The organism is Sorangium sp. So ce124 (genome assembly GCF_051525235.1).
GTDB classification, from domain to species: Bacteria; Myxococcota_A; Polyangia; order Polyangiales; family Polyangiaceae; genus Sorangium; species Sorangium atrum.
This window is the reverse complement of record NZ_CP150312.1, coordinates 11,229,724-11,250,804: the sequence shown is the minus strand read 5'-3', so window position 1 is coordinate 11,250,804 and position 21,081 is coordinate 11,229,724. Positions and strand designations below refer to the sequence as shown.

The 21,081-nt window shown below is 68.1% G+C and carries 13 protein-coding genes and 1 pseudogene; 7 read left to right on the top strand and 7 right to left on the bottom strand.

Features of this window, described 5'->3' with window-relative positions; genetic code table 11:
* Positions 1-5 precede the first annotated feature (5 nt).
* Together WMF19_RS42235 and WMF19_RS42230 are read right to left on the bottom strand one after the other, a co-directional pair.
* Positions 6-908, bottom strand: a complete 903-nt coding sequence (locus WMF19_RS42235) for a carbohydrate kinase family protein (RefSeq protein ID WP_437895544.1) — start codon at positions 906-908, stop codon at positions 6-8.
* A complete protein-coding gene (locus WMF19_RS42230; RefSeq protein WP_437901734.1) occupies positions 905-1,876 on the bottom strand; it encodes a pseudouridine-5'-phosphate glycosidase in 972 nt (323 codons plus the stop codon). Before WMF19_RS42230 ends, WMF19_RS42235 begins: the two co-directional genes overlap by 4 nt.
* A gap of 754 nt (positions 1,877-2,630) precedes the next feature.
* On the opposite strand from WMF19_RS42230, the gene WMF19_RS42225 reads away from it, so the two are divergent.
* Both WMF19_RS42225 and WMF19_RS42220 read left to right on the top strand, forming a co-directional pair.
* The gene (locus tag WMF19_RS42225) at positions 2,631-3,104 is read left to right on the top strand and encodes a hypothetical protein (RefSeq protein ID WP_437895543.1); all 474 of its coding nucleotides are present in this window, start codon (positions 2,631-2,633) and stop codon (positions 3,102-3,104) included.
* A 65-nt stretch (positions 3,105-3,169) separates the two neighbouring features.
* Positions 3,170-3,862: a hypothetical protein gene (locus tag WMF19_RS42220; protein ID WP_437895542.1), complete on the top strand. Its 693-nt coding sequence runs from the start codon at positions 3,170-3,172 to the stop codon at positions 3,860-3,862.
* Between the two features lie 95 nt (positions 3,863-3,957).
* On the opposite strand, the gene WMF19_RS42215 is transcribed toward WMF19_RS42220, so the two are convergent.
* From WMF19_RS42215 to WMF19_RS42205, 3 genes are read right to left on the bottom strand one after another with little or no spacing between them, the layout of a single operon-like run.
* On the bottom strand, positions 3,958-4,764 hold the full coding sequence (locus WMF19_RS42215; protein ID WP_437895541.1) for an ABC transporter permease: 807 nt from the start codon (positions 4,762-4,764) through the stop codon (positions 3,958-3,960).
* A gap of 19 nt (positions 4,765-4,783) precedes the next feature.
* Positions 4,784-5,620 (bottom strand): ABC transporter permease, encoded by an 837-nt coding sequence (locus tag WMF19_RS42210; protein ID WP_437895540.1) that lies wholly within the window; start codon positions 5,618-5,620, stop codon positions 4,784-4,786.
* A complete protein-coding gene (locus tag WMF19_RS42205) occupies positions 5,617-6,615 on the bottom strand; it encodes an ABC transporter ATP-binding protein (RefSeq protein ID WP_437901733.1) in 999 nt (332 codons plus the stop codon). Before WMF19_RS42205 ends, WMF19_RS42210 begins: the two co-directional genes overlap by 4 nt.
* Before the next feature lie 277 nt (positions 6,616-6,892).
* Between WMF19_RS42205 and WMF19_RS42200 the strand changes: the two genes are divergently transcribed.
* On the top strand, positions 6,893-7,876 hold the full coding sequence (locus WMF19_RS42200; RefSeq protein WP_437895539.1) for a phosphotransferase family protein: 984 nt from the start codon (positions 6,893-6,895) through the stop codon (positions 7,874-7,876).
* A 63-nt stretch (positions 7,877-7,939) separates the two neighbouring features.
* Here the strand turns inward: WMF19_RS42200 and WMF19_RS42195 are convergent, their stop codons facing one another.
* Positions 7,940-8,581 carry a hypothetical protein gene (locus WMF19_RS42195; protein WP_437895538.1) on the bottom strand — a complete coding sequence of 214 codons (642 nt, stop codon included), beginning with the start codon at positions 8,579-8,581 and terminating at the stop codon, positions 7,940-7,942.
* A 1,012-nt stretch (positions 8,582-9,593) separates the two neighbouring features.
* On the opposite strand from WMF19_RS42195, the gene WMF19_RS42190 reads away from it, so the two are divergent.
* The 3 genes and pseudogenes from WMF19_RS42190 to WMF19_RS42180 all read left to right on the top strand — a co-directional run.
* Complete coding sequence (locus tag WMF19_RS42190; RefSeq protein ID WP_437895537.1) at positions 9,594-12,947, top strand: glycosyl hydrolase 115 family protein; 3,354 nt, start codon at positions 9,594-9,596, stop codon at positions 12,945-12,947.
* Between the two features lie 288 nt (positions 12,948-13,235).
* Positions 13,236-14,450, top strand: coding sequence for a glycosyl hydrolase 53 family protein (locus WMF19_RS42185; RefSeq protein ID WP_437895536.1), 1,215 nt, complete (start codon positions 13,236-13,238; stop codon positions 14,448-14,450).
* Positions 14,451-15,043: 593 nt separating this feature from the next.
* A pseudogene (locus WMF19_RS42180) lies at positions 15,044-16,429 on the top strand (serine/threonine protein kinase); the annotation flags it as partial.
* 47 nt (positions 16,430-16,476) lie between these two features.
* Here WMF19_RS42180 and WMF19_RS42175 read toward each other — a convergent pair.
* Positions 16,477-16,713, bottom strand: a complete 237-nt coding sequence (locus WMF19_RS42175; protein WP_437901787.1) for a hypothetical protein — start codon at positions 16,711-16,713, stop codon at positions 16,477-16,479.
* 376 nt (positions 16,714-17,089) lie between these two features.
* On the opposite strand from WMF19_RS42175, the gene WMF19_RS42170 reads away from it, so the two are divergent.
* Positions 17,090-21,040, top strand: a complete 3,951-nt coding sequence (locus tag WMF19_RS42170) for a GAF domain-containing protein (RefSeq protein ID WP_437901732.1) — start codon at positions 17,090-17,092, stop codon at positions 21,038-21,040.
* Positions 21,041-21,081 lie beyond the last annotated feature (41 nt).

Below are 21,081 nucleotides of genomic sequence, written 5' to 3'. Positions count from 1 at the left end.
GCCGCTCAGCACGCCGTCTGCTCCGGCTGCCCACCCAGCTGTTTCACCGCCCTCGATCCCGCCTCGATCCCGCGCCGCAGGCACTCCGCCTCGCGCGCGCCCTGGAGCTCCGCGGTGATGAACCCGGCCGCGAACGCATCGCCGGCCCCGGTCGTGTCCACCACCTCGACCTGAGGCGCCGGCTCGTCGAGGCGCACGCCCTGCCGTCCGCCCACCGCCGCGCCCCGCGCGCCACGCTTGATGATCACCCGCTCGAAATAGGCGCCCAGCGCGATCATCTGCGCTGTGAGGTCACCCGCGCCCGAGAGCGCCTCTGCCTCGTCGGCATTAGCGAGCAGCGTCGACATCCCTCGTGTCCACTCAAGGAAGTCCCCGACCCCCACCTCCCGCAGGAAGCCCACGGACGCGGCGTCGAGGGCGATCGGGACGCCGCGGCGCCGCGCCTCTTCGGCGAGCCGCAGCGCTGCCCGCCGAGGCCCTCCGGCGAAGAGCGAATAACCCGAGAGGAGCACCAGCCGCGTCTCGTCCAGGAGCCCCACCGGCATGTCCGAAGGCTCGAGCGCGAGGTTCGCCCCACGGTCGGTGAGGAAGCTCCGCTCCCCGTCGGCGTCGACGAGGATGACCAGCACGCCCGACGGATTCTGCGGGTCGGCCACGAGGATCGGGTCGACATGGAAGCTCCTGAAATAGGCTTCGAGATGCGGCTTGTCCCTGGCTCCGACCCGGGCGACGAACGACACCTTCGCTCCCATCGAGCCGAGCCACACCGCCTGATTGGCCCCCGAGCCTCCGGGGCGGCTCTCGATCTTGGCGCGCCGGTCCGAGCCGCGCACCAGCGGCCCCTCGGGGCGGACGATCACGTCCGTCATCACGTCGCCCACCACGAGCACGCGGCCGGCCTCGCTCATGCCTTCGACTTCGTTTTCGACTTCGACTTCGACTTCGACTTGGGCCTGGCCCCGAGTTCGCTCATCGCCACCGCGATCTCCGCCGCCACCGCCGCGTTGTTCTCGACCAGGGCGATGTTCGCGATGAGGCTCTTGCCCTCGGTGAGCTCGAAGATGCGATTCAAGAGGAACGGCGTCAGGTCCTTCCGGCTCACCCCCTCTGCCTCGGCGCACCGGATCGCCTCGTCGATCCGCGCCTCGATCGCCCTGGCGTCCATGGCATGGCTCTCGGGGATCGGGTTGGCCACCAGGACCCCGCCCATGCCGAGCTCGAACTGCAGCGCGATGACCCTGGCCGCTTCCTCGGCGCTCTCGATCCTGTGGTCCACCTTCTGCCCGCTCTGCCGCGCCCAGAAGGCCGGGAAATCCTCGGTCTTGTAGCCCAGGACCGGAACGCCCTGGGTCTCCAGCGTCTCCAGCGTCTTGGGAATGTCGAGGATCGACTTGGCCCCCGCGCAGACCACCGCCACCTGCGTCTGACTCAGCTCCTCGAGGTCGGCGGAGATGTCGAAGGTCGTCTCCGCCCCGCGATGCACGCCGCCGATGCCCCCGGTGGCGAACACCTGGATACCGGCCCAGGCCGCCGCCATCATCGTGGTCGCCACGGTCGTCCCGGCCATCCCGCCCAGGACCAGGAGCGCCGCCACGTCGCGCCGCGAGGCCTTGGCCGCCTTGCCGCCCCCCCTGGCCAGCCGCTCGAGATCGTCCCCCTTCACGCCCACCTCGAGCTTGCCGTCCATGATGGCGATCGTCGCCGGCACGGCGCCGTTCCGGCGGACTACCGCCTCCACGCGCTGCACCATCTCGAGGTTCTGCGGATACGGCATGCCGTGCGTGATGATGGTCGACTCCAGCGCGACCACCGGCCGGCCGCCAGCGAGCGCTTTCCTGACCTCGGATGAGATGGAGAGATAGTCCTTGATCGACATGCTGAGATCCTTGGGCGGCGAGGGTTTGGCGGCTATAGAGGCACCGGGCACGAGCGTCAAGCGGCCGCAACATTGCGGTACCGCGACCTCGCACCCATTGCCATTTTCGTTTCTATTTCGCCCCGTCCCCCTCTGTGCCCCTGTTGCTGGCTACGCCTGCGCCAGGCCAGAAGGATCCCTTCAGAGGACAGCGCGTCCAGACGGCGTCGACAATCAAGGTTTTCGTGGCCGCCGATGGCAGTGGACATCATGCCCCCTGCGATTCGGCCGCCCCGAAAGAGCGACGCCATATCGACAATTTATCTACACATCGAAAGGGCGCCTCCACTCCACAGCGTGCGGGCCGATGTGTCGAGAACCGTGACATGTCACGCCGAGAACCGTGACATGTCACGCCGAGAACCGTGACATGTCACACCGAGAACCGTGACATGTCACGCCGAGAACCGTGACATGTCACACAGGATCGGGCCGCATGTCGCGCCAGGAGTCTCATGACTGGCGTACGGGGCGCGGCTTACGGGGAACTCTGGCGATTCCCGAATGTGGCACGTGACATGCAATCGCGCTCGGAAGAGCGAACATGAGGCGCATGCGCAACGTCGCGTACGCGCCGAGCCTTGCAGGATCAACAAATCCGCGGGCCGAAACTGCCTCGCAGAGCGACAACCATGAGCGCGTCGTACTGGAGCATACATACCAAACGTTCGGGGAAGCCGATCGTTGGTCAACCTTGGGAAAGTGGAACGGACACATGAAGAAGCTCGCTACGTTGACAATCCTCCCCGCATTGGGTCTTCTATTGAGCTCGGGCGACGTGTCGGCTGGAGCGACAATGAACGCCGCCGCGTGCCACCTGGTCAATGGCGTCGATGTATCGCGCGCGACCAACGCCATCATGAATCTATCGAGCAATTCAATGACCGTCCATTGCGCAATCCCGGTAGACCATCAACTCGGAGGAACGGTGACTTTTCGGGTCCGCATGTTCGACAACAACGACACGAACGGCGCGAACACGATATGCATCGGATACGCACACGACCAGGACGGCAACGGGCTCGGCGAGACTCCAATCATTGAGTCAGGGACCGGGACCTTCACCGGGAGCGTGGCAAAAACCGCCACGATCACCGTTTCGCCGCAGAGCGCTTCACACATATACGGCGTCAGCTGCTTGATTCCAGGAGGTGGATCGTCTGGCCTCCAGACCGTGCGCGTCTACTAGATTGATTCGAACCAACCGATCCGAATCATGTAGATCCTGAACTCGGGGCGTCCATGCGGGAACCAGTGATTGAACGACGATCGCACCGGCTGTTCATCCTGCTAGCCGGCATAGCAGCGCTGCTAGGCGCATACGTTTTGGGGCGCATTTCAGCTCCCTCGACGATCGAGCGCGAGGGCGGATTGATTTCGGAGGACGGTCGGCGCCCCGGAGCCCTGAAACGCGGAGCTCATCGTCCGCGAGCCGCGGCATTGAAGGCTGCGATCCGTTCGCAGCATGGCTCGGCGGGCGAGGATACGGTCGGCCCTCTCGAGTCCGACCAGCCTCGCACCAGCGGTGAGCGGGACGGCGAAGAGCTCGATAGTATAGACGTGCGCAAGCCGCTCGAGCCCGAGGAAGAGGAGCGTTCGTTGCACGAAGCGCGAATCGCGTTCTGGGACAAGTTGAGCGCGCGAGTCGACGCCGAGCCGCCTGATCCAACATGGCGTCGTGAGACAGAGCCGGTGATCACACGGGTGATTCCCGAGCAGCTGGGTCCACAGGTCAGCGTCCACGATGTCGTCTGTGCTTCCAGCCTTTGTCGCGCGAAGCTGACCCACCCCGAATGGCCACGCATTCCCAACGATAAGTTCCTCCAGTTTTCCTTGAACCGCGGATCGCTGGGACCGATGGAGATCCAGCTGGACACGCGGGAGAAGGGCGCCACCGTTCTGTTTTTTTTGCGCAGAGAGCATGCGCCCGCAGAATACGAGCTGTGATATTCGCTCGGGCTGCAAGGGCACGTGCCAGCTCAGCGTGATGAACAATCGCAGATTCTCTCGAACCAGCCCATGAAGGACCGCCTCCTCGAGACCTAGGATCCGGTGGACTGGTACCGCCGCTCCCCGAAGCGCCAGATGCGCAGCGACACGAGCAGGAACGCCACGCCCACGAGCGGCGACGCCCAGCGCGCGGCCTCGGGCAGCGCCGGGACCGTGGGGCGATCGAGCAGCGCGCCCGCGGGGATATAGCTCACGAACGCGAGCGGCACGACGAACGTGAAGAAACGCCGGAACCAGTCGCGGTACAGGGTCAGCGGGTACTGCGCCGCCTCCGTGCCGCCATAGGTCAACGCGTTCATGATCTCCAGCGACTCGATCGTCCAGAAGCACAGCGTGGCCTGGAGCACGAGGAGCCCGTAGAACACGCAGGCGCCGCCGACAACCGCGCCGGCGAGCAGCGCCAGCTTGGCCGCTGTCCACCCCACGCTCAGCGCGCTACCGGCCCACAGGAGCATCACGAGGCCGACAGCGAGCCGCCCTGCGCGCAGGAACTGGAACTCCCCGGTGGCGACCTGGAACGCCGTGGAGCGCGGGCGCAGGAGGAGCCTGTCGAAATCGCCCGACCTCACCATCGCGGAGAAGGTGTCGAACCCGCGGCCGAACGACTCGGCGAGCGCGAACGAGACGTTGACGAGGCCGAACAGCAGCGCCACCTCCGCGAAGCGCCACCCTCGGACCGCGCCGAACCGGTCGAACAGCGCCCACGCCCCGAGCAGCTCGATGCCCACCGTGATGAACTGCCCGACCGACCACATCACGAACGACGCGCGATACTGCATCTGCGCCCGCAGCGACGCGGCGGCGAGCCGGAGGTAAAGCCTCGTTGCATCGAGCGACATCTCGTCTGTTCCCCCTCCGTCAACCGCCCTGCACCACGAGCCGGCGCAGGCCGCGCGCGACCATCGCCCTGCCGAGCGCCACGAACGCGGCGGTCCACAGCGCCTGGTGCAGCAGCACGCCGGGGAGCGCCCCCGCGGGCAGGTGCCCGAGGTAGAGCCGGAACGGCGCGTCGACCATGCCCCGGAACGGCAGCGCATCGAGCCACGGCAGCATCCACGGCGGAAACAGCGGCAGCGGCACGATCATGCCGGAGGCGACGAGCACGAGCGACGGCACGATCCGCGCAATCCCGTCGCCGGACGTCGTCCACAGCATCGTCGACGTCACCGCCGTCGCGAACGCGCCCACGAGCGCCGCCGCGCCGACCATCGCCGCCGCCCACGCGCCCGCGGCGGCCAGCGACGGCGGCAGCCCCATCCCGAGGAGCGGCACCGCGACCGCGAACATCGGGACCGCGCGCAGCAGCGTCGGCGCGACGCGCGCGGCGAGCGCGCGGGCGAGCCAGAGCGCGTGGAGATCGAGCGGGCGCGCCAGCTCGTAGCCCACCGCGCCGGTGCGGATCAGCTCGCGCACCTCGGGGTCGGGGTTCGTCGAGAACGGCAGCAGCTGGAAGAACGCCTGTCCGAGCCACGTGTACGTGATCGCCTGCCCGAGCGCCATCGGCGGCGGCGCGCCCGACATGGCGTTCCCGTAGAACGCCTCGAGCACCATGACCTTGATGAACCCCCAGAACAGCTGCGTGCCGAACCCGGCCGCGGCCGCGGCGCGGTACTGCAGGAGCGCGCGGCAGCGCGCCCGAAACACGGCGGCACAGGCAGCGAAATTGCCCGCAAAGCTCTCGAACGGCGCGCTCACGGCGGCGCCCCCGCCTCGCCGCCCTCGCCGTAGAGCCGCGCCACGATCTCGTCGATGGGCGGGTTCTGCACCAGGAGGTCGCGCACCGGGTAGCGGGCCGTGACGCGCCCGACCAGCTCGGCCGTCGAGATGGCGGCGGGGTCGAAGCGCAGCGTCACGCGGGCGCCCTCGCGGCGGATCACCTCGGCGCGCGGCTCGGCGATCTCCGCCGCGGGGTCCGCCAGGTCCACGATGAGCCAGCGCTCCGCGGTGACCTGCGCGCGCAGCGCCTCGAGCGAGCCGTCCGAGAGCACCCGCCCCCCGGCGATGAGGATGACCCGCGAGCAGAGGGCCTCGATGTCATCCATGTCGTGCGTCGTCAGGATCACCGTGACGCCGCGCTCGCGGTTGAGCCGCTGCACGAAGCGGCGCACAGCGAGCTTCGAGACGGCGTCGAGGCCTATCGTGGGCTCGTCCAGGAAGAGCAGGTCGGGCGCGTGGAGCAGCGCGGCCGCGAGATCGCACCGCATGCGCTGGCCGAGGCTGAGCTGCCGCACCGGCGTGTCGAGCAGCGGCCCGAGGTCGAGCATCGCGACGAGCTCGTCGCGCGCGCGGGCGTGCTCGGCCGCGCCCACGCGGTAGATGTCCCGGAGGAGCTCGAACGAGTCGATCACCGGCAGATCCCACAGGAGCTGGGTGCGCTGGCCGAACACGACGCCGAGCCGCCCCACGTGCGCGACGCGCTCGCGCCACGGGACGCGGCCGGCCACCTCGCATCGCCCCGAGTCCGGCACGAGGATGCCCGCCAGGATCTTGACCGTCGTCGACTTGCCGGCGCCGTTCGGCCCGATGTACCCGACGAGCTCGCCCCGCTCGAGCGAGAACGAGACGCCCGCGAGCGCGTCGACGGCGCGGTAGCGCGGGCGCACGAGCCCGGCGAGCGCTCCCAGGGCGCCCGGCCGGCGCTCGGCCACCCGGTACGCCTTGCGCAGGTCCTCGACGACGATCAGCGGCATGACGGCGGGCAGGGTCTCACGGCGGCCCGGGAGCATACTGGACCTGGGCCGAGCGGCCAGCGCCGCGAGCCCCGCGCCGCCTTCGCCGTGCGCTGCCGGCCTTCAATGCCGGATACACAGACGACGCTTCCCGCAGAGGATTATCCGACGGCTCGGGCCCCGCCACCAGATCTCCCTGTTCGCGCAGGGCCCGCGGCCCAAGCTCACCACGAGCGCGCGCGGTCCGATTCCGCGATGGCCGCGCCGGCGCGCGCGGGTTACGGTACCCGCCGCCTCGATGCCGCCCGATCACAGCGCGCCCCCTGGCGATCGATCCCTGTTCCCGTCGTTCGACGGCCCCGCCGGCTTCGACCGGATCCGCGCCGACCTCCCGGCCTTTCTCCCGGCGATCCGCGTCGTGTGCGAGCGCCACGGGCTCTCGTCGGGCGGGCTCTCCGCCTTCGCGCACGGGACCAACGTGGTCGTCTCGAACGACGCAGGCCAGATCATCAAGCTGTTCCCGCCCTTCCTCCGGCACCAGTTCGAGGCCGAGCGCCTCTCGCTGGGGCGCTTCCACGGGACCGTCCCCGTGGCCACGCCGGAGCTCCTCTGGCAAGCGGAGCTCGAAGGCTGGCCCTACCTCGTGATATCGCGCCTCCCGGGGCGCACGCTCGAAGAGGCCTGGCCCGCGATGAGCGGCGCTGAGCGCGCCGAGGCGCTCGCCCGCATCGGCGAGATCATGAGGGCCGCCCACGCGCTGCCCACCGCTGGACTGGAGAGCATCGATCTCGGCTGGGATGCGTTCCTGGAGCGCCAGATCGCCGGATGCGAGAGCCGGCACCGGCGGATGGGCTTGCCCGAGCGCCTCGCCTCGCAGATCCCGGCTTACCTCGAGTCTGCCCACGCCCTCCTGCCGAGGTCCGTGGTCCCGGTCCTGCTGACCGGCGAATACACCCCGCAGAACCTCCTCGTGACCCGAGCGGACGGGAGGTGGCGCGTCACCGGCATGATCGACTTCGCGGACGCGTGCCTCGGAGCACCCGAGTACGATCTCCTGGGCCCGTGCCTCTTCCTGGCAGCCGGCAGCGCGGACCTCCAGCGCGCCATCCTCGGCGCCTACGGATACCCGCCTGCCGACCTGGGCCCAGCGCTGAGTCGCAAGCTGATGGCCCTCGCGCTGCTGCACAGGTACAGCCACCTCAGGTTCCAGCTCAGGCTCGAAGGATGGGAGTCCCAGGTCTCCTCGCTCTCCGAGCTGGAACAGACGATCTGGCCGTTCTGAAGCAGGATCTGCCTGTCGCTGCCCGCGAGCTCGGCGGCTCGCGGTCGGCGCGCCCCGTCGCGATCACCTGGCCGCGAGCAGGGCGGCGACGTCCTCGCAGGTGTGCTCCTCGACGGCCCGGCAGTTCGCCAGGTCAGCCCACGGCCTCCAGCCGCACCCCTCGGCGTCCTCCTCGCACGCTGCTTCGACGTCCGGGGAGACGACGAGGTCGCAGATCTGATGCGGCGACGGCGCCTCCCACACCGGCGTCGGCCCGCACTCCATCCCTTCGCGCCCGCAGTGCCTCTCGCGGGTCTGCACCAGCGCGGTGCCGTCGCCCAGCACCAAAATCAGCGATTCGGTCTCGTCGATGTACGGGCCAGGCGTGAGCAGCGAGCTGAGGACGCCCGTGCTGCCGCCGATGACGAGCTTGGCCGCGCACGTGAGCGCCTCTGGCGGGATCGGAGAGATGTGCACGACGACCCGCTCACAGCTCAACTCGAAGCCGCAAGCGAAGAGATCCAGGGCCGGATCAGGCACGTCCGCGCCGCCGCCCGACGTGGTGTCGGACGACTCCGGTCCGGGATCCGTGTCGTCGCCCCTGTCCGGCTCCGCCTCGGTCTCGGCGCCGTCCGAGCCCTCGACGACGGGCGCGCAAGCGATGATGAAAGGAAGCTGCGCCGCTGCCAGCAGGAGCGCTCCTTGAATGACGCGATGTGCTCTCATGGTATTGCCCTTTCGACGAGTCTGTGGAGACTGTGCCAGGCATGGCGCAGAGCAAACGGCGCGCCACACCGTCCTCGCATCGCGGCGGCGCCGTGGCGCTCCGCGGCTCCAGCAACCATCCGCAGGCCCACAGCGCCGGGGCGACGACGTCGCAACCCGCGGCGCCGCGACATGGACGCGCCGCCTTCAGCTCTTGCCAGCGACCCACGATGGCACAAAGGGGCCACGATGGGTCACCACCACGGCACATGATGACACAAACCCCGTGCCTCGAAGGTCTGTTGGAGCGCCCGAAAGCCCCCTCTTGCAATGGCGCTGTTCTCGAAGCAGTATCGCGGCGGAACGGGCCAGCCTGGCTATACCCCTCTCTTGGTTTATTTGTAACGAGCATTACTTATTCTTGTTCACTTCGAGGCAGCGTGGCTGATGCGGCAACTTGGCGTTTTGAATGTCGTTGCGGCGTCGCTCTCGACGGTTGCAGAGGCTCAGGGAAACATCGTTTACCGAAACAACGCCTTCTTCCCCATCGACGAGCGGAACTTCATAAACACTGTCACTCATCACCGCTGCGGTAAGCCAGGGGACGCGCGCGCCGTGCAACAGCCACCTCGATGCATGACGGCATCCACCCGCGCGCCGCGACGACGAAAATGGATGCCGACCCGAAAAATCGAGGCGATTGCGTGATCAGATCAGCGCGCTGCGGGAATTCTCCCGGGCCACACCAGCGAGGTGCAACCTGGGTGACACCCAGCCAACTTGTGCAGAGAAGGCGTACGCCGCCTCCGAGCTTCATCTGTCGCGCCGTGGTGATCACCGGGATCGCCGCGGCGTGATCGCTCGGAACAGCGCCTCGTGATCACCGGGATCACGGTCGCGATCGCGCGGATCGCCGCATGGATTTGGACGATTGCATAGGAGCGCCCGGCCTCAGCGCCGGAGGTCACGGCCCGTGTCCAGCGCGGGCGCGTCGACGACGCCGGTCAGCCGCATCAACGAGGGAAACACCGTTATGAGTTACGCACGCATGGCCATCAGGAAGGGTCGAATCGGATCCTCGCTACTCTGCTTGCTGCTCCCCATGTCGCTCGCTTCGCTGGCCGCCTGCGGGTCGGATGGAGCGAAGGGTGATCCGGGCGATCCGGGGGAGCCGGGCGCGCCCGGTGAGCCGGGCGAGCCGGGGCCGCAGGGCCCGCCCGGCGAGACGCCGGTGTCGCCGGTCGACCCGGTGACGGGCTCCCTGGAGAAGTACGTTTCAACCGAGGGTGGAGCGGGTCGCTTCGCCCTCGCCGTGGGCGGCAAGGTCGCTCCGCTGGTCGTCAGCGAGAGCGATTATGCGGGCGTGAACCGCGTCGTGGACGACCTCGCGGCGGACATCCAGCGGGTGACCGGCACCGCCGCCGCCGTCAGCCACGAGATCCCGGCGTCGGCGAAGGAAGTGGTCCTCGTCGGGACGGTGGGCAAGAGCCCGATCATCGATCAGCTGGTGGAGGGCGACAGGCTCGATGTCTCGGGCTTGACCGGGAAGTGGGAGACGTTCGTCACGCAGATCGTCGAGCAGCCGATCGAGGGCGTGGACCGAGCGCTCGTCATCGCGGGCAGCGACCAGCGCGGCACCATCTTCGGCGCGTACGACCTCTCCTCGCAGATCGGCGTGTCGCCCCTGTACTGGTGGGACGACGTCCCGGTGCAGAAGAAGCAGGCGCTGTTCGTGCTCCCCGGGCAGCACACCCAGGGCGAGCCGAAGGTGAAGTACCGTGGGTTCTTCATCAACGACGAGAACCCGGCGACGGGCAACTGGGCGGCGAAGATGTTCGGGCCGGGCAAGGCGGAGGGCTTCCCCGGAGGGCTCAACCACCTTTACTGGGAGAAGATCTTCGAGGTCGCGCTCCGCATGAAGGCGAACTACATCTGGCCCGCCGTCTGGGGCCGTGCGTTCGGCGAGGACGACCCGGAGAACCACGCGACGGCCACGCGGTACGGCGTCGTGATGGGGACCTCGCACGAGGCCCCGATGATGCAGGGTATCGAGGAGTGGAATCGCCACGTGGTCGCGGCGCAGAGGGATGCGGCAGGCACCATCACCAAGCCAGGGAACGATCCGTACGGCGGCACCGGCGAGTGGCGCTTCTCGGTGAACTCCGAGGCGCTGAAGAAGCACTGGACCAAGGGCATCCAGCGGATGGTCGACCAGAAGATCGAGGGCGTCGTCACGCTCGGCATGCGCGGCCCCGGCGACGTCAGCCTGCCCCCGGCGGACGGCATCCCGCTCATGCAGAATATCGTCGCGGCCCAGCGGAAGATCCTCGAGGACGTGACGGGGCAGGACGTGACGACCATCCCCCAGGTCTGGACGCTGTACAAGGAGATCCAGGGCTACTGGGACGCCGGCATCACCGTGCCGGACGACGTCACGGTGGTCTATTGCGACGACAACTGGTCCAACATGAAGCGCCTGCCGAAGCCCAGCGAGAAGCGGGCCGGCGGCTACGGCCTCTACTACCACTTCGACTACGTCGGCGGCGGCCGTAACTACAAGTGGGTCGACACGATCCTCCTGCCCAACGTCTGGGAGCAGCTCCACCTCGCCTACAACTACGGCGTGGATCGGCTCTGGGTCGTCAACGTCGGAGACTTTAAGAACGAGGAGCAGCCGCTCCAGTTCTTCCTCGACTACGCGTGGAACCCGGATCGCTGGCCGGTCGAGCGCATCGGCGACTGGGAGCGGCGGTGGACCGAGCAGCAGTTCGGCTCCGAGCACGCGGACATCATCGCCGACATCCTGCACAGCTACTCGCTGCTGCAGTCGGATCGCAAGCCGGAGCTGACCAACCGGAAGATCACCGTCGATTACGATCTCCTGGTCAGCGCGCCCACGACCGACGTCCCGGATCCCGACACGGCCGCGGTCACGTACGACGACGGCGCGAGCCCGTTCAGCCTCACGAACTACCGCGAGCTCGAGAGCGTCACGGAGGAGTGGGAGGCGCTGGCCTCGCAGGCGGAGTTCGCGGCGAGGCTCCTGCCGGAGGAGGCGCAGGACGCCTACTTCCAGCTCGTGCTCTACCAGGTGAAGGCGACAGCCAACCTGTACGCGCTGCGCCTGGCAGGGTTCAAGAACAAGCTCTACGCGGCGCAGGGGCGCGCGGCCACGAACGACCTGGCGGCCGTCGCGGAGGCGCGGCTCCAGGACGATCTGGCGCTCGCCTCCTACTACAACCACGATCTCGCCAGCGGGAAGTGGGAAGGGTTCCAGACGCAGCCGCACATCGGTTACGGCGCGCCGGGGAACCCGTCCTGGCAGCAGCCCGAGTACCAGTACAACAACATCCAGGAGTTCATCTGGCCCGAGCTCGTCTCGATCGATGTCCCCGCGGCGGCGGAGCTCGGCGTGGCGATCGACGGATCGAGCAACTTCTGGACGGCCGACGGGGCAGGCGACGGGAGCGCCGCGACCCCCGTGCTGCCGGCGTTCAGCCGGTATCAGACGCAGCCCGAGCAGTACATCGAGGTGTTCAACCGCGGCAGCGCGCCGCTCGAGTACACGATCGACGTCGCTCTCCCGGTCGAGTGCCCCTCCGGCTGGGCCGCGAACACGCCGTGCCCGCCGTGGCTGAACGTCTATCCGAGCCACGGTATCGTCGACAAGGAGGTGCGCGCGACGGTGAGGGTGGACTGGGTCATGATCCCCACGAACCAGACGTTCCCGGTCGATGTCCCGATCACGGTCACCGGCTCGGACGGGAGCTCGGTGGAGGTCATCGCCCGCGTCGAGGATCCGCGGCAGGTCGCGTGGAAGCCGAACCGCTTCATCGAGGCGAACGGCTATGTGTCGATGGAAGCCGATCACTACAGCCGCGCGATCGGCACGGATGACGTCGAGTGGAAGGTGCTCCCGGACATCGGGCGCACGGGGTCGGGCGTGACGCCGTTCCCGGTGACGGCCGAGACCCAGGTGCCCGGCGCCGAGTCGCCTCGCCTCGAGTACGACATGCACCTCACGAGCAGCGGCCCGGTGAACGTGTATGTCTACGTGTCGCCCAGGAACAACTTCCAGAACTGGGCCGATGGCCTGCAGTACGCGGTGTCGTTCGACGACGGTCCGATCCAGAAGGTCAACACGAGCTACGCCGTCGAGCTCAACGGCAACGGCAACAAGATCTGGGAGCGGCACACCTCGGACAACGCCAACATCATGCGCACCAAGCACACGATCGCTGCGGCGGGTGACCATACGCTGAAGGTGTGGATGGTCCACCCGGGCGTGGTCGTCCACAAGATCGTGGTGGACGCCGGTGGCGTGAAGGAGAGCCTCCTGGGTCCGCCCGAGAGCTACTGGATGGGCAAGGGGCCGGAGCAGCAGTAACACATCGTCTGTGAGCAGTCCGAGGGCCCGCCGCGCACAGGCTGTGCGGCGGGCCCTCGCCATTGATGCGCCCAGACGCGGGCGCTTCTTTGAGATAGCGTGAGCTCAGCGGCATCAGCTGCATCTCTCCAGCCGCTGCGGCAGGCCTGTCGACAGCGGATCTTTCTACCGGCGGCGCCGCGATCGCGAGCGCGCCCTCTTCGTGCGCCGTGATCGCGCGAATGGCCAATGGTAGGATCCTCGCCGGGGTCAGGGATGCTGCGACAGAAGCTGGGATGGATGGGTGTGATGGCGCTGCTTCCGGCGCTCGCCGCGTGCGGTGAGAGCTCGGGGGCCGGGGCGGCCGGCGGGGGCGGCGCCGGTCAGGCTGCGTCGACGGGCGCCGAGGCGTCCACGGGGAGCGGAGCGGGCGGCGCGAGCGGCAGCACGAGCGGCAGCGGAGCCGGCGCGGGTGGCACGTCCGCGAGCACCGGCGGCGCGGGCGCGGGCGGCGCGGGCACGGGCGGGAGCGGAGGCGACGGGACGCCGGGCGCGCCCCAGGGCTTCATCCTCGGCGCGGACATCTCCTGGGTGCAGGAGCGCGAGGCCGGAGGCAAGGTGTTCCGCGACATCGACCCGCGGACGGGTGAGCTCGTCGAGAAGGACATCCTCGAGATCCTGAAGGCGCACGGGTTCAACTGGATCCGCCTGCGCCTGTTCAATGACCCCACGGCGGTGTACGCCGACGCGGCCGTCGACGACGACCCCTACTCGCCAGAGGGCTTCTGCGATCTCGAGCACACGATCGAGATGGCGCGGCGCGTGAAGCGAGCGAACATGGGCTTCCTGCTCGACTTTCACTACAGCGACGTGTGGGCCGACCCCGACGATCAACACAAGCCCGTCGCCTGGACCGATCTCGAGGGCGACGCGCTGGCGAGCGCCATGCGCGAGTTCACGCGGGACGCGATCGAGCAGCTGAGCGCCGCCGGCGCGCGGCCGGACATGGTCCAGATCGGCAACGAGATCCCGCAGGGGCTGCTGTGGCCTGACGGCTTCGTCACCGGGCAGGCGTTCCAGGGGCTGGGCTCGCTCCTGAAAGCCGGGATCCAGGGCGTCAAGGACGCCGACGACACGATCACCGTCATGCTGCACCTCGACCGCTGCGACGACAACGCGGCGACGCGCTGGTGGGTCGACGGCGTGCGCGGGCAGGGCGTCAAGTTCGATGTGCTCGGCCAGTCCTGTTACACCGAGTACCAGGGGCCGCCCTCGGGGTGGAAGGCGAACTTCGATGATCTCGTGAAGCGCTATCCCGACCTGAAGTTCGCGGTGGCGGAGTATTCGTGGGAGAAGCGCGCCGCCAACGACCTGATGTTCAACCTCCCGGACAAGCGCGGGCTCGGCACCTTCATCTGGGAGCCGACCGAGTGGCACGAGCGCATCTTCTCGCCGAGCGGCGATGTCATCGAGAGCATGATCGCGCCCTACGATCAGATGAAGGTCGACTACAAGGACTTCTAAAGCGAGCTCATCCTGGAAGGCCGCCGCCTTCTGCTTCAGCGCGCGGATGTCGCGCAGCGGCGAACGACCTGCCGGTCGAGTCCGGTCCCCGAGGAGCACTTCGGCTGGCTCGGCGCGCTCTCCGCGCTCGACCCCCCCCGGCACACGGAGCCCGAGCGCACGGCAGGCACGAGCTCCCGCAGGCTGTGGAGTGACGGCGGCGTCCTTCGACCCATGGGTTAAGTCGTTAATATGGCATCGATTTTTCGTGCGTGTGTGCCAGATCGCAGCGACGAATGCGCTGCCGACCGGGGCGACGTCCCGCAGTTGGCGCTTGACGTTTCGGAAGGCTTTGGATTTCCTTCTCCCTGCGTTGGTTCGTCGAGTTCTCGTCGTTAGGCCAGAGCGCGCCGCCGACCCTTCTCCCTCGGGAGGCGCCAGGGCTAGCACTGGGCGCCAGGAGGAGAGCGGGAGAGGACGGGGGCGCAGCGGGTGAGCGGCTCCCGGCAGGGGGTCGCGAAGCGCTGTGGTTCCGTCAGCGCTCAGGGGGAGCGCCGTTCTCGAGCACACGCAGAACCAGCGTCGGCCGACGAAAGCGAGCGGGGCGCAGATCAATGAACCGAAACAGTCAAGCGCACCTCGGTGAGGACGCTTATCAGATCACGGAGACCGTGGCCGTATTGCCGCGCAGCATCTGGCGGCGCGCGCGCCGCGCGACCTCCGGCGCGAGCGCGCTGCTGCACTCGCTCCGGCACGAGGTCGCTCAGCCGCGCCGGGTCTTGGAGCTCGAGCTGCAGATGTGGCGTCGAGTCGGCACGCTCGCGATCGACGGCGACGTGCGCGAGGTGGACGGCGAGCTTTCGCTCATCGTCGAGGACTTCGGAGGCGCACCGCTCGAGATCCCCGCGAAGGGTCTGGAGGTCGGAACGTGCCTGGAGCTCGCGCTCGGCATGTCTCGCTTGCTGCATCGCTTGCACGAGCAGGGGCTGCTTCATGAGGACGTGAGCCATGGCAGCTTTCTGGTCAACCTCGAGACTCGACGCGTCGAGTTTGCCGATCTCCTGGCAGTCTCCGAGGACGCGGCAGGCGGCGCCGCTTGCGAGCCCGCGCCCTCACTCGCCCACGTCGCGCCGGAGCGGACGGGCCGCCTCAACCGCCGCCCCGATCACCGAGCAGACTACTATTCTCTGGGCGTCACGCTCTTCCAGATGCTGACGGGCCAGCTGCCGTTCGCGGCGAGCGATGCCATCGGCTGGGCTCACGCGCACGTGTCCAAGCGCGCTCCGCTCGTCACGGAGTTGTCGCCCGACATGCCGCCAGTCCTCGCACAGCTCGTGTCCAAGCTGCTCGCGAAGAATCCTGACGAGCGCTACCAGAGCGACCACGGGCTGCTGAGCGACCTGACCACGCTCTGTGAGAGCTTCCGGCGAACGCAGACCCTCCCTGCCCTGGTCCTGGGGGTGAACGACGTTTCCAGTCGATTCACGGTCAGCCGAGACGTGCAAGGACGCGACGCCGAGCTGTCGGCGCTGGGAGGCGCCCTCCGCGACGTGTGCTCCGGCAAGAGGCTGCTCGTGCTCATGCCAGGAGCCGCGGGCGCCGGAAAGTCCGCCGTACTCGCGGAGTTCCTGCAACGGCACGGCGGAGCGCCGGCGCGCCTGCTGTCGACGGCGTTCGAAGAGCGAGCTCAGGCAGTGCCGCTGTCTGGGTTGGCGCAGGTGCTACGACGCCTGGCAGGGGACCTGCTGTCGCTCTCCGAAGCCGAGCTGACGGAGCTGCGGCAGCGCGTGACCGCAGCGCTGGGGCACAACGCAGGCATGATGACCGAGCTGGTGCCGGCGCTCTCCTGCGTCACCGGTCCCTCCACGTCCATCGTCGCGTTGAATCCCATCGAGGCGCAGCGCCGGTTGCAGCATGTCTTCGTCTCCTTCATCCGTATCTTCGCCACGCCGGAGCGTCCCCTCGCCCTCGTCCTCGACGATTCTCAGTGGCTCGACGCCGCCTCTGCCGAGGTGCTGTCTGCCATTTTGACGAACCCCGACTCGAGTCACGTGATGGTGCTGGCCGCGCTCCGCGGCGGTGATGTCAGCGACGTACCGACGCTCCTGAACCTGCAGAGAGCGTTGCGCCGGGCGAAGAAGGTCGTGCTGACATTGCCGCTCGGGCCGCTGTCCTCCGAGGCGGTCGCGGAGATCGTGGCTCGCTCGCTGCGCGCGCCTGTCGCTGAAGCCCGCGGGCTCGCGGAGATCGTGAGGCGCAAGACCGACGGTAACCCGTTCTTCATCGGTCAGCTGCTCGTTTCCTTGCATCGACGGGGCATCCTGCGCCTGGAGGTCGAGCGCGGCCGATGGTCCGCTGATTTGCAGCGCGCGGAGGCGCACCCCGCTTGCGACAATGTCGGCGCGTTGATGGCGGAGCGCCTCGAGAACCTCGGTCCCGACGCGGCGAGGCTGCTGTCTGCCGCAGCGTGGTTCGGCATGCGCTTCGATCTGCAGACCCTGTCGGAGGCCGTGGACAGGCCGCTCGCGGCGTGTCTTGAGCTCCTTCGGGAGGGGCTGGCCCATGGCCTCCTGTCCGAGGTCTCCGTCGAGGCTCCGGCGGAGCCGCCAGCGCCTGGCCGGAGCCACGCGTCTGCATCGTACGCCTTCGAACACTCGCGCGTGCAGCAGGCAGCGCTCTCACGCGCCAGCGACGCGGAGCGTGTGGCAGTTCATGGTCGCATCGGACGGATCCTGCGCGAGCGCCTGCGGGGCGATCGCGCGCCGAGTCGAATCTTCGAGGTGCTTCATCATTTGAACGCCGCTCGCGGCGCGATCCATGACCGAGAAGAGCACCTCGATCTCGTGGAGCTCAACCTGACCGCGAGTCACCAGGCGCTTCAGAGCGGCGCGTGGAGCATCGCGGGAGCCCACGCCGAGATCGCCGTCGAGCTGCTGGTCAGCTGCGAGAGCGAATGTTCGCCGGATCTGGCCTTTCGAGCGGTCTTCGCGCGCGCCGAGACAGCGTTCGTGCTGGCTGATCCGCATGTCGAAGCGCTCTGCGAGGAGGCGTTCAGGCTCGCCCCCGACCGCCTGGCGCGCGGCCGAGTTCATGTCCTGAAGACCCGGATCCTCGAGCACGGCGGGCGAATGCTGGAAGCCGTGGTCCAGGTACGCGCAGCGCTGGCCGAGTTCGGCGTGCGCTTGCCGGAGGCGCCCGACGAGATCAACCAGGGCATCGGTGAGGGTATCGGCAAGCTGCAAGCGCATTTGGCGCGCGTGACGATCGAGGGCCTGGCGGCTCTTCCGACGGCAGAGGACGCAGGGTCGCGCTTGGTCCTCGAATTGCTGGCGCAGGTGATTCCCCCGGCGTTTCAGACCTATCCGCCCTTGTTCTTCCTGGCGGAGCTCATCATGTTCGACCTGGCGCTATGCCGCGGCGTCGACGCGGTCTCGTGCAAGAACTTCGCCGACTGCGGCATCATCCTCCTCGCGATGCTCGGGGACTACGATGCCGCCTATCGCATCGGCCTGGCTGCCTTCGAGCTCTTGAAGCGCTTCTCGCCGACCCCGGTCGAATCGGGCGTGTGCTTCGTGTTCGTGGGCTTCCTTGCACACTGGAAGGCGACTTACCGAGATCTGTTCGCGGTTTACGACCGAGGGGAGAAGAGCGGGCTCATGCTCGGCGACCTGCAGCACGTCGCCTATGCCAAGAACGATCGCGCCCAGCGCTCGTTCTTGGTCGGTGCGCGGCTGCGGGCCTGCCGCGAGCAGGTGGCGGAGCTGCGGCAGTACCTGACGCACATTTCGGCGGCAGGGCAGCTGGTCAATGCGCTGGTCGTCGAGCGAGCCGTCGCTCGATTGACGGCACGCGAATCGGAGAAGCAGGCCGTCGCCGCGGCCGACCACGAAGCGACCGCCGTGGTGGTCGCCGAGAAGAGCACCCAGTACTCCTACGCCTATGGGCAAGCCCAGATGATGACGAGCTTCATCCTGGGGGACTTCGCTTCGGCGCGTCAGTGGATGGAGTTCACCCGGGAGTTCTTGATCATCGCGGCGGGGCAGTTCTCGCTTCCCGATTACAAGCTCTTCGAAGGGCTGCTGGCGGCGAGGGCGTGCCGCGAAGGAGGCCCGGAGGCGCGGGAGGCCCTGCTCGCTGTCATTGAGGAGAACCTGAAGCAGCTCGAGGCTTGGTCCCGCCTGTGCTCGGAGAACTTCGCTCACAAGGCCCACTTCTTGGCCGCCGAGCACGCGCGCCTGACGGGGCAGCCGCTGCAAGTCGTGCTCGCCCGCTACCGCGACGCGATCAGGACGGCCGGAGACGGGTTCATCCACCTGCGGGCGCTCGCCCACGAGCACCAGGCCCAGATGTGGCTATCGCTGGACGATCCCCTTCACGCCAAGACATGCCTGGAGGCGGCTTACCGGCTCTACGCTGGCTGGGGCGCCACGGCGAAGCTCGAACTGCTGGCGCGTGAGCACCCCGCTTTGCTCGCGGATATTATCCGAGGAGACGTCGCGACACCACGCGGCGCGATGGCGGCCGGCCAGGATTTCGACAGCACGTCCCTGCTCAAGGCGACGCAGAGCATCTTCGTTGAGGTCGAGACCGAGCGGCTGTTCGCCGCGCTGATGGCCACGTTGATCGAGAACGCCGGAGCAGAGCACGGCTGCCTCGTCTTGCGAGACGACACCGATCGCGCGTACTACGCGGAGGCGCGCGCCCATGTGGAGCGGCCGATCACGAGCCTTTCGCAGCGCGTGGAGTACTCGGAAGCCGATTTTTTGTGCCCCACCGTCGTCAGCTACGTGCTGCGCACGGGAGAGGCCGTCGCGCTGGACGACGCGTCGAAGGCCAGCGCCTTCCAGGCGGACCCGCAGATTCGAAAACGGGGCATACGCTCGGTGTTGTGCGCTCCCATCATGCGCAAGGGCGACGTCCTGGGCGCGCTGTACGTGGAGAACAACGTCAGCGCGTATGCCTTCACGCTCGATCGATTGGCTGCGTTGCAGGTGATTGCCAGCCAGGCAGCGATCTCGATTTACAACGCACAACTCTACGAGAGCCTGGAGCGACGCGTGGCCCAGCGCACCGAGGAGCTGGCGCTCAAGAACGGTCAGATCGCTTCGATGCTCGACAATCTGGACGAGGGCGTCTTCACGATCGGCCGGAGCCGGCGCGTCGAACCGGGATACTCTCGACGATTGGCGGAGATCCTCGGCAATGCCGAGCTGGTCGGTCGCGACTGCCTCGCGCTGCTGTTCGACGGCTCCAACGTGCGACCGGACGCATGGAGCGCGGCAGAGGCAGCGCTCAGCTGCGCCTTCGGTCAAGAGCAGTGGCTGGCGGAGCTGAACACCCATCACCTGATCCGGGAAGTGGAGCGTACGGGTCCCGGCGGCAAACCCCAGTTCCTGGAGATATCTTGGAACTTCATCGAGTCGGAAGCGGGCCAGGTGGAGCGCATGCTGGTCACGGTTCGCGACGTGACGTTGCTGCGCAGCTTGAGGCAAGCGGCGCGCAACAAGGAGCGCGAGGTCGACATGATCGTGCAGGCGCTCGATCGCGGCGTCGATGCAACACGAGCGTTCTGCGCCGACTGTCGCGCGCTGCTGGCCGCGAACCGCGCGGCGCTCGGGCCGCATGTCGAGAGCTCCGAGCAGACCTGTGATGCCGCCTTGCGCAACCTGCACACCCTGAAAGGCAACGCGCGCCTGCACGGCTTCACGCACCTGGTGGACTGCCTGCACTCTGCGGAGCACGCCTGCCAGGCGTTGCGCCGGGAGCCAGAGCGACCGAGCGACAGGCACGAGCTGCTGGAGCGATTGGACGCCGTCGAGCGGACGGTCGCGGAGTACGAGTCGGTTTGCCAGCAAAGGCTGACGGCCGTGATCAAGAGGGTGGATGAACGGAGCGAGGGTGTCCTTCACGACATCCGGGGCCTGGTCGCGACGGCCGCTCCCACCGACGCGGCCGAGGAGCTGGCGCGCAAGCTGCGTGGAGTCCTCGCGCGCCTCGACCCTACGTCGGTGGCGCGCTTGGTCGACGAGACGCGCGAGATGTTGCCGAGCCTGGCCGCGGAGCTCGGGAAGCCCGCGCCCGCGGTGCTCACGGAGCGGGCCGAGGCGCAGCTGGCCAGCGACTGGACGGGACTCGTGAAAGACATCCTGGTTCAGTGCTTCCGCAACTCCCTCTATCACGGCATCGAGAGGCCCGACGTGCGAGCGCTCGCCGGCAAGCCAGCGCAGGGCCGCATCGATGTTCGTGTGCGGAGCGGACCGAGCGCGCTCGAGCTCCAGATCTTCGACGATGGCAGCGGGCTTTCACTCGAGAAGCTGCGTCGGCGGGCGGGCGTTCATGCGCTGCCCGATGAAGCCCTGGGCGACCAGATCTTCCTGTCCGGCATCTCGACCGCAGAGACGATCGGTCAAGTAGCCGGTCGAGGTGTCGGGCTCGACATCGTGCGCGCGAGCCTCCGGGCTCGCGGCGGTGACGCCCTGGTGCGCTTCACCGGGGAGGAGCGCGATGGCCACCGGCCGTTCATGCTGGTCCTCCTCATGCCGAAAAGCGCGCTCGCCTCCCGCTCCTTGGAGCCCCCGGTCGCTCGGCCCTCTTTCTCGCAGACCGCCTGACGCGCGCCTCGACCGCCACGTCGACCCGCGGCGCCTCGGCG

Coding starts and splice junctions, on each gene's coding strand:
- WMF19_RS42235 (WP_437895544.1), bottom strand. CDS start 908: ATGAGCGAGGCCGGCCGCGTGCTCGTGGTGGGCGACGTGATGACGGAC.
- WMF19_RS42230 (WP_437901734.1), bottom strand. CDS start 1,876: ATGTCGATCAAGGACTATCTCTCCATCTCATCCGAGGTCAGGAAAGCG.
- WMF19_RS42225 (WP_437895543.1), top strand. CDS start 2,631: ATGAAGAAGCTCGCTACGTTGACAATCCTCCCCGCATTGGGTCTTCTA.
- WMF19_RS42215 (WP_437895541.1), bottom strand. CDS start 4,764: ATGTCGCTCGATGCAACGAGGCTTTACCTCCGGCTCGCCGCCGCGTCG.
- WMF19_RS42205 (WP_437901733.1), bottom strand. CDS start 6,615: ATGCCGCTGATCGTCGTCGAGGACCTGCGCAAGGCGTACCGGGTGGCC.
- WMF19_RS42200 (WP_437895539.1), top strand. CDS start 6,893: ATGCCGCCCGATCACAGCGCGCCCCCTGGCGATCGATCCCTGTTCCCG.
- WMF19_RS42195 (WP_437895538.1), bottom strand. CDS start 8,581: ATGAGAGCACATCGCGTCATTCAAGGAGCGCTCCTGCTGGCAGCGGCG.
- WMF19_RS42190 (WP_437895537.1), top strand. CDS start 9,594: ATGAGTTACGCACGCATGGCCATCAGGAAGGGTCGAATCGGATCCTCG.
- WMF19_RS42185 (WP_437895536.1), top strand. CDS start 13,236: ATGGCGCTGCTTCCGGCGCTCGCCGCGTGCGGTGAGAGCTCGGGGGCC.
- WMF19_RS42175 (WP_437901787.1), bottom strand. CDS start 16,713: ATGAAGAACGGGTTACCGTCGGTCTTGCGCCTCACGATCTCCGCGAGC.